Origin of the sequence: Furfurilactobacillus milii (genome assembly GCF_009864005.1) — a bacterium.
Classification (GTDB): domain Bacteria; phylum Bacillota; class Bacilli; order Lactobacillales; family Lactobacillaceae; genus Furfurilactobacillus; species Furfurilactobacillus rossiae_B.
The window spans coordinates 1-11,936 of sequence record NZ_WEZQ01000012.1; the positions used below are offsets into that span (position 1 = coordinate 1).

At 44.0% G+C, this 11,936-nt stretch carries 10 protein-coding genes; all 10 read right to left on the reverse strand.

Annotated elements, in window-relative coordinates; translation table 11 throughout:
• Window positions 1-565: 565 nt before the first annotated feature.
• Window positions 566-2,053: a lysine--tRNA ligase gene (gene lysS, locus GB993_RS07135; protein WP_178914918.1), complete on the reverse strand. Its 1,488-nt coding sequence runs from the start codon at window positions 2,051-2,053 to the stop codon at window positions 566-568.
• A 77-nt stretch (window positions 2,054-2,130) separates the two neighbouring features.
• A complete protein-coding gene (dusB, locus tag GB993_RS07140) occupies window positions 2,131-3,144 on the reverse strand; it encodes a tRNA dihydrouridine synthase DusB (protein WP_161003692.1) in 1,014 nt (337 codons plus the stop codon).
• 12 nt (window positions 3,145-3,156) lie between these two features.
• Window positions 3,157-4,041, reverse strand: coding sequence for an Hsp33 family molecular chaperone HslO (hslO, locus tag GB993_RS07145; RefSeq protein WP_161003693.1), 885 nt, complete (start codon window positions 4,039-4,041; stop codon window positions 3,157-3,159).
• 139 nt (window positions 4,042-4,180) lie between these two features.
• On the reverse strand, window positions 4,181-6,304 hold the full coding sequence (gene ftsH / locus GB993_RS07150; protein ID WP_161003694.1) for an ATP-dependent zinc metalloprotease FtsH: 2,124 nt from the start codon (window positions 6,302-6,304) through the stop codon (window positions 4,181-4,183).
• Window positions 6,305-6,520: 216 nt separating this feature from the next.
• Entirely contained in the window at window positions 6,521-7,066 is a 546-nt protein-coding gene (gene hpt / locus GB993_RS07155) for a hypoxanthine phosphoribosyltransferase (RefSeq protein ID WP_161002329.1), read from the reverse strand.
• Window positions 7,059-8,444: a tRNA lysidine(34) synthetase TilS gene (tilS, locus tag GB993_RS07160; RefSeq protein ID WP_161003695.1), complete on the reverse strand. Its 1,386-nt coding sequence runs from the start codon at window positions 8,442-8,444 to the stop codon at window positions 7,059-7,061. The genes hpt and tilS overlap by 8 nt, the downstream gene beginning before the upstream one ends.
• A gap of 375 nt (window positions 8,445-8,819) precedes the next feature.
• A complete protein-coding gene (locus tag GB993_RS07165) occupies window positions 8,820-9,338 on the reverse strand; it encodes a S1 domain-containing RNA-binding protein (RefSeq protein WP_161003696.1) in 519 nt (172 codons plus the stop codon).
• A gap of 108 nt (window positions 9,339-9,446) precedes the next feature.
• On the reverse strand, window positions 9,447-9,830 hold the full coding sequence (locus GB993_RS07170) for an FtsB family cell division protein (RefSeq protein WP_161003697.1): 384 nt from the start codon (window positions 9,828-9,830) through the stop codon (window positions 9,447-9,449).
• A gap of 156 nt (window positions 9,831-9,986) precedes the next feature.
• Window positions 9,987-10,262, reverse strand: a complete 276-nt coding sequence (locus GB993_RS07175; protein WP_017260487.1) for an RNA-binding S4 domain-containing protein — start codon at window positions 10,260-10,262, stop codon at window positions 9,987-9,989.
• Between the two features lie 52 nt (window positions 10,263-10,314).
• The gene (locus tag GB993_RS07180; RefSeq protein WP_161003698.1) at window positions 10,315-11,934 is read right to left on the reverse strand and encodes a putative polysaccharide biosynthesis protein; all 1,620 of its coding nucleotides are present in this window, start codon (window positions 11,932-11,934) and stop codon (window positions 10,315-10,317) included.
• Window positions 11,935-11,936 lie beyond the last annotated feature (2 nt).

An 11,936-nucleotide genomic window follows, 5' to 3' on the forward strand; every position in this document is an offset into this window, starting at 1 on the left:
GTGAATTGACTTCACAATTGTAATTGCTTCGAACTTTCGTTCAAAGACCCTACACATTTGATTCGTCGAAACGTTGTTCAGTTTTCAAAGATCTACATCATCTCATGTAATTGGTACATATCAGACGACTTAGTAATCATATCAATTTAAGTCTTTGTTGTCAACGATTAATTTGAATTAATTATTGACGTTTCTTAAATTGGTATAGTTGTCATTTTGCGGCTCACATTTAAGTGACCTCTTTTGACAACGTTATCTAGATTATCAGTTTCAGCTTTTATCGTCAAGCACAAATATCAATTATCATTTTTTTCTCATTTAAAATCATAAAAGCATTCGAATACACCATTTTTCTCAAACGGATAGACCACAAAACCGCCTGCGATTCGAGCCTGTTGAAAAAATAGATAGCTTAAAACCGCACTTAACATCTTACCACTACATCGCTGCGTTTTTCTACAAAAAAAGGGATGATCACAATAAATGTAATCATCCCTTTTTAGCTCGTCGTTCGTCTATATACTTACCTAGTTACAGGCACATAAGACCATGTATATGACTAAGACTATTCATTCTCACTATTATCCTCAGCGCGCATCGTTGGGAATAGCAGAACATCGCGAATCGACGGTGCATCTGTTAATAACATGACCAAACGATCAACCCCAATACCTAGACCGCCGGTTGGTGGCATGCCGTACTCTAAGGCCTCGACGAAGTCTTCATCAATCAATTGAGCTTCGTCATCCCCAGCATCCCGTTCCTTAGCTTGTTGCTCGAAACGTTCGCGCTGGTCAATTGGATCATTTAATTCAGAGAACGCATTCGCAAATTCATTCCCCATAATATACAGTTCAAAACGATCTGTGAACCGTGGATCATCTGGATTCTTCTTTGCCAATGGTGAAATTTCTACTGGATGGCCATAAATAAACGTTGGTTGAACTAACGTGTCTTGAACTTTGTCTTCAAAGAATTGGTTAATAATATGACCAACAGTCCAGAACTTTTCATAGTGAATGCCATTTTTGTCGGCCAATGCTTTTGCTTCATCCAATGACATTGGCTTCCAAAAATCAATTCCTGTCACTTCTTTAATGGCATCTACCATGTGGACACGTTTAAATGGCTTATTCAAATCAAGCGTCTGGTCCTGGTAAGTCACAACAGCATCAGGTGTTACTGCATGCGCAGCTGCCTTAAAAATACCTTCTGTTTCGTCCATGACGTCATGAAAGTCCCAGTACGCCACATACGACTCCAGCATTGTAAATTCAGGATTATGACGCGTGTCGATACCTTCATTACGGAAAACTCGGCCAATTTCGTAAACGCGTTCCATACCACCGACAATAAGTCGCTTTAAATGTAGTTCCAAAGCAATCCGTAAGTACAATTCAATATTTAACGCATTATGGTGCGTGACAAACGGACGGGCAGCCGCACCACCAGCAATGTTGTGTAACACTGGTGTTTCAACTTCTTGGAAGTCTAAGCCATCTAGATAGTGACGAATAGCAGTAATAATCTTTGTCCGCTTTTGGAAGCGAGCAAAGCTGTCGTCGTTGGCAATCAAATCCAAATAACGTTGACGATAAATTTGCTCCTGGTTCGTTAATCCATGGAATTTATCCGGCAATGGTCGTAATGACTTGCTCAAGAAAGTAACTTCCTGTGCACGAACCGTCAATTCACCCATATCCGTTTTGATGACATCACCTTTAACACCAATAAAGTCACCAATATCTGAACGTTTGAAAACATGATACATGTCTTCGCCAATCACATCTTTACGAACGTAAATTTGGATTTTGCCCGTACGATCCTTTAAATCCGCAAAACCAACCTTACCTTTACCTCGCTTAGAAACCATTCGTCCCGCAATGGTCACTACGTTAGCTTGAGACTCCAGCGTTTCCTTGTCTTCTTCACCAAACTGATCATGCAATTGTTGTGCTAAATGTGTCCGATCAAAACGATGCCCAAATGGTTCAATCCCTTCGTCGCGCAATTCTTGTAGCTTTTCACGACGAACCTTCATCTGGTCATTCATGCTTGCTTCTTGCTTTGCCAAATTAATCCCTCACTTCTGTCAATTTCTCACAAACACCATTCTACACTAAATAACCTTTAGCTACCGGCAATTTGTGAACTTTCACGAGTATCCCGCGCTGCTAGCTTATCCAAGAAACGATCGAAAATGTCGTTCATTTCTTCCTGTGTGTCGGCATTATTCAACGCTACCTTAGTTCGCGCCGAGTGAGAAATGCCTTTCAGATAATACGTAGCCTGTCCTCGGAACTCACGGGGGCCAACATGTTCGCCCTTTAGATCAACCAGTCGTTGTAGATGCTCTTTGGCAGTCGCCACTTTTTCAGCTGGCGTTGGTTCTGGCAAAATTTCGCCAGTTTCAAGATAGTGCGCCATTTGTCCTAATACCCATGGATTACCTTCCGCTGCACGACCGACCATTGCTGCATCTGCGCCAACTTCTTCAATCATCTTCTTGGCATCTTGCGGCGTTTGGATATCACCATTTCCCATAAATGGAATATGGATTTCCTTGGCTACTTCATGAAGGACATTCCAATCTGAGTGCCCTTCATAGAACTGATACCGTGTTCTGCCATGCATGGCCAAAGCCGAAGCACCACCACGTTCAGCCGCTAATGCATTCTCCACCGCATAAATATGATCAGGATCCCAGCCTGTCCGCATTTTAACGGTAACCGGCTTTTTGACCGCATCAGTCACATACGAGACCATCTCATACACCTTGTTAGGGTCAAGTAGCCAACGAGCACCAGCATCCGTTTTAACCACCTTATTGACGGGACACCCCATGTTAATGTCAATGATGTCTGCTTCAGTATGTTGATCGACATATTCTGCCGCTTGAACCAACGTTTCCTTAGTGCCACCAAAGATTTGAATACTCATCGGGTGTTCGGCCTCTTCAACCTTCATCATGGACAGGGTTTTCTTATTCTTATACATAATGCCACGGTCAGAAATCATCTCACAAACGACGAGCCCAGCACCGAATTCTTTGCAGATAAGTCGAAACGCCGAATTAGTCACACCTGCCATCGGTGCCACCACAATCTGATTCGGAATCTCAATATCACCAATTTTCCACTTCATCGTTTTCCTCCGCTACGCGTTCTTTTCGCTCAAAATTGTTTGTAGTTCCTGTTCACTAAATTGATACTTGTTACCACAAAAACGGCAAACTGCTTCAGCACCGTGATCCTCAGTGATCATATCTTTAAGGTCCTTGTCCGGTAAACTGGCCAAGTCTTTCGCAAATTTATCCTTTGAACAATCACATTGAAAACTAACGGGTACACGTTCCAAAACTTTAACCCGCTCCTTGCCAAACAGATCATTTAAGATATCTTCCGGTGTTTTACCATCACGAAGTAACTGTGACACTTGGCGCAAGTCCTTCAAACTAGTTTCAAGCTCTGAAATCGCTTTGTCGGACGCACCTGGCAACACCTGAATCATGAAACCGCCGGCAACACCGATGCTGTTATCCTTCTCAACAAAGACTGACACACCAACTGCTGATGGAATCTGTTCAGATTGTGCTAGATAGTACGTGAAGTCGTCGCCTATTTCACCACTGACCAAGGCAACTTGACCAGTGTACGGTTTATCCAAACCTAAGTTTTTGGTAACCGACAATGCACCATTCTTGCCAACGGCGGCGCCAACATCAATATGTCCCTTATCGTTCAACGGTAGGTGGACATGGGGATTTACAATGTAGCCCTTAACGTGGCCATTGGCATCTGCATCAACCACAATTCCCTTTGCCGGCCCATCCCCCTGAACCTTGACAGTCATTCTTTCCTGTCCCTTCATCAACGAAGTGGAAAGTAATAGTGTAGCGGTTAGTGTACGCCCTAGGGCTGCCGAAGACGCACTCCATGTGTCATGTCGCTGCTGCGCTGCCGCAACAACATTGGTTGAATTGACGGCATAAGCACGAAAATTACCATCGTCAATAATACTTTTAACTAAATAGTTAGCCATAGTTTACTCCTTGAAAAAATTCTGAAAGTTAGTATACCGCAATTACGTTAAAAACGTTAGTCAAACACCAGTCTGCCATTTTCTAAAAACAAAAAGCACATTATCGAAAACAACCTAATTTCCGATAATGTGCTCATTATTATAACTGGTTGGAGTCTGAAGAATCATCGCTGTGATCCGCACTTGTAGCACTATTAGCTTGGCTGTTTGCACTCTCACTTGCAGATTGATCAGGTTGAGCAGAGTCTGAAGTTGACACTTCATGTTCTGCCGCACGTTCCTGTTCACGTTGTTGCAAGGCACTCTTGGCTTGTTCAAATGTTGCCGCTTGCGGATTTTCATCTGCAGACTGCGTCTCAGGCATTTTGCCTGTCTTGAACAAACTAAGGATTTGCTTTTCATCCAACGTTTCATACTTCAACAAGGCTTCCGCAATCAGCTTGTGCTGTTCACGGTGACTCTGAATGATGTTAACAGCTTCCGTGTAACCTTCTGTGGTTAAACGGCGAACTTCTTCATCAATCAGTGAAGCCGTTTCTTGTGAATAGTTTGGCTGTTGACCATATTGAGCCATCGCAGCTTGGTTTTCGCCTTCAAGTGCGACCATCCCCAATTTGTCACTCATCCCGTACTGAGTAACCATTGAACGAGCAATCTGGGTTGCTTGTTCAAAGTCATTCGAAGCGCCAGATGATTCAGAGTTAAAGATGATTTGTTCAGCGGCACGACCACCCATTAAACCGGCAATCTGTTCGTTAGCATCCTTTTTGCTCATCAACATTTGATCTTCACGTGGCAACATAATGGCATAACCACCAGCGCGCCCACGAGGAACAATTGTTACCTTATGAACCACACGTGCATCGTTAAGTACCAACCCAACGATTGTATGGCCTGCCTCATGGAAAGCAACGGTTCGACGCTCTTGGTCAGAGATAACCCGATCATGTTTAGCCGGTCCAGCAATAACTCGATCTTCGGCCTCATCTAAGTCAGCCGCATCGATTTGAGTTTTACCACGACGAGCTGCTAACAAAGCAGCTTCATTTAGTAAGTTAGCTAAATCTGCACCAACAAACCCTGGCGTCTGTTTCGCAATTTCTTTTAGATCCACATTGGCCGCCAATGGCTTGCCTTTTGAGTGAACCTTCAGAATTGCTTCACGACCCTTAACGTCGGGACGACCAACCAGAATCTTCCGGTCGAAACGACCAGGACGTAACAAAGCTGGGTCCAAAACGTCAGAACGGTTAGTGGCTGCCATGACGATAACACCTTCGTTACCAGTGAACCCATCCATTTCAACCAACAATTGGTTCAATGTTTGTTCACGTTCATCATGACCACCGCCCATGCCGGTGCCACGTTGACGCCCAACGGCATCAATTTCATCGATAAAGATAATCGATGGTGCGCTCTTCTTGGCCTGATCAAACAGGTCACGAACACGACTAGCACCAACACCGACAAACATTTCAACGAAGTCTGAACCAGACATGGAGAAGAATGGTACGCCAGCTTCACCGGCAACAGCCTTCGCTAACAATGTTTTACCAGTACCAGGCGGGCCCTCGAGTAACACACCCGCTGGAATATGTGCCCCCAGCGTGGTGAACTTATGAGGATCCTTCAAGAATTCAACAACTTCGACCAATTCTTGTTTCTCTTCTTCTTCACCGGCAACATCACTAAAACGAACGGTGTTGCTCTTGGGGTCAGCAGGTTTAGCACGGGATTTCCCGAAGCTCGTGACACCGCCACGACCACCGGCACCGCCTTGACCAGCCTGACCCATCATCATATAGAAGAAGAAACCAATCAAGACAATCGGTAAGATTAAACTAATCAGGTTAATCCAGAAACCACTGGATTCTTCTGCCTTAGTGTCCATCTTTACGTTATGTTTAGCAGCGGCATCAGTTACCTGTTTTACACTTGCGTTATTTTCAAGAATAGAACTGGTAAAACTCCTTGCCTTACTGGATTGATTGTTACCTAGTCCAAGTGCTGAATTACTGTTATTGGAAACTTTTTGAGCTTTCCGATACTCACCGGTAATTTTGTAAACACCACCAGCAGGTTGCACCTGAAAGTTCTTAATTTTGTTATCCTTTAAATTACGAACAAATTCACTAGAGCGAATATTCTGAGTCTGTGATCCGGAACTATTGCCAAAGAAGAAATACAAGATTCCCATAAATGACAAGAAGATCACGATCCAGAACAGGCTGTTGCGGACTGGTCCGTTTCGGCGTGTGTTCATACAGTGCCTCCTGACAGCATAATTCAGTATTTTTTGTTCAGAAAACTGAACTGAACGGGTTTACCCCCGTTGATGAATCATATCATAGCACAATTGACCTATCTTGACCAAACAAAAATAACGCTTATTTTCGCTTTTCCTAAAGTTTCTTGAGAACACTCTTGTTGGTCTTCATTTCCAAGGTCATTTTGGTTAATGCGTTATTGCTCATAACTATTAATTATCGTTCTCGTAAACTTCCGGTTTAAGAACACCGACGTACGGCAAATTACGATAAAATTCTTTGTAGTCCAACCCATAACCGACCACAAATTCTTTTGGCAGTTGGAAACCGACATAGTCAGCTTTTGCTTCAACGACACGCCCCTCTGGTTTATCCAACAAGGTGCATACCTTGATGTCCTTAGCATGACGTTCATTCAGCAAATCGATCAAGAACTTAAGTGTTCTCCCGGTATCAATAATGTCTTCCATGATGATAACGTTACGACCCGCGACATCCGCACTTAAATCATGAATGAGCTGAATCTCACCAGTTGAGGCCAGACCGCCGTGATAGCTGGACACATCGATGAAATCGACTTCTGCCATAATGTCCATTTCCTTCATGACGTCTACTGTCCAGAGAATAGCGCCCTTAAGAACTGAAATCAAAATGGGCCGTTTGTCCCGGTAATCTTCTGTCAATTGCATCCCTAATCGGTGTGCGGCTGCCTTAATTTCTTCCGCACTATAGAGCGTTTTTTCAATGTCGTTATTCATGTTCCACTCCTTGCCTCAATCTCACGCAAATTTCGACTAACTGATGATCCGACTTTGTGACAGCTACGCGACGACCAACTAACCATAATGGCTCATTGTTAACCGTCGTCACAATCAATTGATGTGAACGGTCCTCCAATGGCACTTTTTGGTTGATTAACACTCGTCTAACTGATTGATGCTGACCATTTTTTAATGCCAACTGATCCGTAGCCTTAGCCTGCCGAATCAACAACGGTAATTCACTTACGTCAACATGCAAATGTACGCTCAGAAAATCTGGTCTCATGGTAACTACTTGGCTTGCGTCAAACAGTCCCACTTGACACGTCTCTGTCACAGCCGTCCATTTGTTTAATGTTACCATAGTTTCCCTTACTGGTTGTTGCTGGGACGCGTTTTTTTGCGGATTATTGCCATATCGTTTAAAAGTGAATTCATCATACCGTCGACACAGTTGCCAACCTGATCCCAAGTCGACGTTAAACTCGGACTTGGCAGACATTAGCGCATCAACCGCATTATGCCAAGCAGTTAACTCGATTGACACTGTCAGCGCATCCGTTACCCGTTCTGAAAACGCCTGACGTAAAAGCAACAGGGTTGGCATCGGGTGCCGCAATAAGGCATCAACAGAATGACCAATATCGACAAGCGCTAATGAGGCTTGCTGCTGTAAATATGTATTAACAGCGGCTTGATCATTCAGATTATTGGCAAAATCGTGCTTGAACGACGGATTTTCCTTCGTTAACAACGGCAGAATCTGGTGGCGAAGCCGATTCCTTTTGGTTGTCAGTTGCGTATTAGTTTCATCTTCAAACGTCTGCAGATCTTGTCGACGTGCATAATCGCGGATGTAGGCCTTACTAATGCCGAGTAAGGGGCGAATCAGGTCGCCGTTACCAAACGAACGTTTCCAAGCAATCCCCAGCGGTTCCGTCATGCTTCGACCTTCAATAAGCCGCATGAGTCCAGTTTCTGCCGTTTCATCTTCCTGATGTGCCGTTGCCAACAATGTCGCATGATATTCTGTCATCACTTGTTCAAAAAAATCGTAGCGAAAACGGCGAGCCGCAGCTTCAATACCAGTATCGGGATGATCCTTTGGCAACCAGTGGGCAACCACCAGCGGTACGTTAAACTGTTTGCAATAATCTTTTAAAAAGACTTCTTCCACATCACTTTGCTTTCGCAGTCGATGATTTACATGAGCAACCACCACGGATGGTCGTTGCTGAATTGGCAAATTCAAAAAAAGGTGTAGTAACGTCATTGAATCTACGCCTGTTGATACAGCAACAACCACCGTATCATCTGACTGCCACAAATGATGTGTTTGATTCGCAGTCAAAAACTGCTGTAAAACTCGTTCCATCGATTGACTCCTTTTAAGCCGGTCTGCGAAAATTTTCATTCGTTAACTCACTCGTTAAATGGCTGCTTAATCAACACTCCTACTTGATCAATACACTGATCAAGTTTTTTCTAAATGATAAAAATGAAACGGCGACATAAGTCCGATTTGAGAACGAACATTAACGTAAAACTGACCCATTCCCAAAATTCGGGAATGGGTCAGTTTGGGGTTAAACGGAATTTTCAGAGCTTTGAAGCGCGATATTGTTCACATTATTCGTCCCCAATAAACTCATGTCACAACCTCATTTGCATTAAAGCAAGTACTCATGATTTTAACATCTACCGTCAATCAACCAAATGGCCTTTATCACAAGTGTCTCGCTTTAAATTACTAGCTGCGACGGCCACCACGACCGCCACGTTTTCCTTCAGTATTATGTTTAAGTGTTGCAAGCCGCTGCTCACTATCTTTTAAGAAGCTAGCCATCATGCCATCAAAACTGTTATCTGGCTGATGGCCTCGGTTACCACCGCGACTATTACCGTGCTCATTGCGACCATGATTGTTGCTGTGATTGTCGTGGCCACCATTATGAAACTCGTGTCCTTCATGATTTTCGTGATGCTCATGATTTCCACCACGACTATGTTCACCATGCGTTTGAGTCGTTGCAGGACGGTCTTCAGCAGCTTTCATGGAAAGGGCAATTTTCCCCTTTTCCATCGATAACACCTTTACCGTTACTTCATCGCCGACATTCAGAACATCATGAATATCTTTAATGTACTCATTCGAAATCTGGCTGATATGAACTAATCCACTCTGGTGTTCACCTAAATCAACAAACGCACCAAAGTTCGTGATGCCTGTTACCTTGCCAGAAACCTTGTTACCGACTTCCACTGCCATAAAAAAATATATCCTCCTGCATTAGTATGATGCATATCATAAAATTACCATGATTGTAACATAAAACAGTCGCGGACAAAGTCACTGCGGCTGTTATTCAACAAATAACTATTTAGAATTCTTCGGTAGATTGTAAACAATCTCACCATTCTTCGAATAAAGATACTTATCACGAATCAATTGTGTAAGATAAGTATCGTTATGCAATTGTTTGACCTGCTGGTTAAGTTGACCATTTTTTTCATTTGCGGTTTTTAGTTGCCGGCTTGTCTTTGCATTTTCCGCATTAATCTGGTTGAGATTAGCGACATTTTTTTCGTATGCCCAAAAACTAAGCACAGCAATCACAGCAAACACCGCTATGATTCTTAAAGCACGCCGCCGACGACGGTGGGACAAATCATGTTGCTGCTGATTATGCTGACGTTCGCTTTCACGTAACTGTTTAACATAATCGTTATTCAATTGATGAACAGATTGTCCGTTTTCCATCGTTTTTTTGGCCACCTTGTCACAGATTCACTTTTTTCTAAGCAACTGTTTAAAGTATAGCAACGGAAAAATTGAATGTAAATGACAATTCCGTTACACATCAAGGGTTTAACTCCATCTTAATACGAACGTACTTTCGTTATGCAAGCGGCCGCCCTACTCCTGAGTGCGGTAATCCTTGGCATAGGTTTCAGACACAATCTTGTACATTTTTTCTGCGTCTTCTTTTTTTGTCGTTTCCAACAATTGTTCTACTTTTACCGTTAATGTTTTATTGCCAAATGCAATAACCAGTTCATCGTTAACATTCACGTTACTGGATGATTTGGCCTGGTTACCGTTAATTGTAATTCGTCCCTTATCAGCAATTTCTTTTGCCACTGGACGCCGCTTGATGATTCGGGAAATTTTCAAAAATTTATCTAACCGCATCGTTAGTTCCTCACTTTTCTTTATTTCGATTTATTTTTATCTCTCACAAGAATTAATTATTTTCAAACTGCACGATTATTTTCAATAACCGTTTTCCGCCTGGGAGTGTCAACCACTCACGCGTCGAGAAGAGTCGGGTCCACAAAGCCATGCCGATAAAGGTGATGACGCCAACGATGACGCCAACCAAAGTAACCCAAATAGCGGGTAATCGGCCTGGTCCCAACGATAATTGCAGTTGATTGGCAATGAACCCAGTGATGAGTGCCATCACCAGGGTTGCTAATCCTAGCTTACGGACAAATCGACCCCCTGTTAATGCTTCACGCATTTCCGCTGGACTGCCAAGCCAGATCACCACCAGCATGACAAGCAGACTAATAACTGTCATCCAACTAGCACCGTTGATTCCAAACGAAACGACCGCCTGATAGTTGAATAGTGCCTTTGCCAACACTCCGGCCGATAAGGCCATTAATGACAAGCGGTACTGGTTCATGCTTTGCAAAATACTATTATACGTGCTGATTAAACTGGCGAAAACGATACTTAAACAATAAATGGCAAGCGCCATACTGCCCGTCATACTACCAAACAACACCAAGTTGATCATTGGCATTAACACTATCAGTCCTGCAGTCGCCGTTACTGATAACGCCACACTGACATGGATCAGCGTCGTCAACGTTGTTTGTACTGCTTTTTCTCGTCGACCATTAAGTGCCGCACTCAACGTTGGCAACAACGTTGCAGAAAAGCTGGTTGCCACGACCAGTCCCAATTGAATCAGCGGCTGAGCTCGGTCATAGACACCTTTAAGTGACTTAGCACCAGCTTGAGTCATCCCCGCGCCAACCAAACCACGTTTGACCGTGAATGAATCAACCAATTGAAGTAACAGGACAACCGCTGCAAACAGGCAGATCGTGCCACCCTCGCGCAATAATCGGCGAGCCAACACTAACCAATCATAGTCTCTCGACAGCACGACTCGGTCCTGTTGGCCAAATAACTGTTGATAAAAAGGCACAAATACGATCAATGCCGCTACTGCACCAAACAACGCGCCACTCATCGCCCAAGCACCCATGCGATACACAATCCAGTGCTGAGAAGCGGCCAGCCAGGCAACCAGAATGATAATGGCAACCCGCAGCACCTGTTCAACAACCTGAGAGATTGCTGTCGGCCTCATGTCAAAGAGTCCCTGCGCGTAACCACGGCCAACCGCCAAGCCCGGCATGAATAAAGCCATCCCCGACACGACTTGAATCAACGGAATCAACCCGCGATCACCCATCGCAACAGCAATTGCTGGAGCACCGAAAAACAGGAGTCCAAACAAACAACCACTAAAGACGGCTAAAATAATCAAAACCCGTTTGGCAACTTGACGACGAACTGCCGCCTCATCGATTTCGGCAATAAGCTTTGAGATAAATACCGGTAACCCACTCAGTGCAAACGTCATTGCGATTCCGTAAAGTGGGTACACTTGCTGGTAGACATAAAAGCCAGTATTACCGACCAAGTTTTGCAACGGAATCCGGTAAAACGCACTCAACACCTTTGCAATCAGCGCAGCAAAGGATAACAGTAAAGCGCCGTTCACCAGACCACGTGACTGTCGATGCCGGTTAGAGTGCGACGATGTGGCTGCTTGCTTGCGCATGG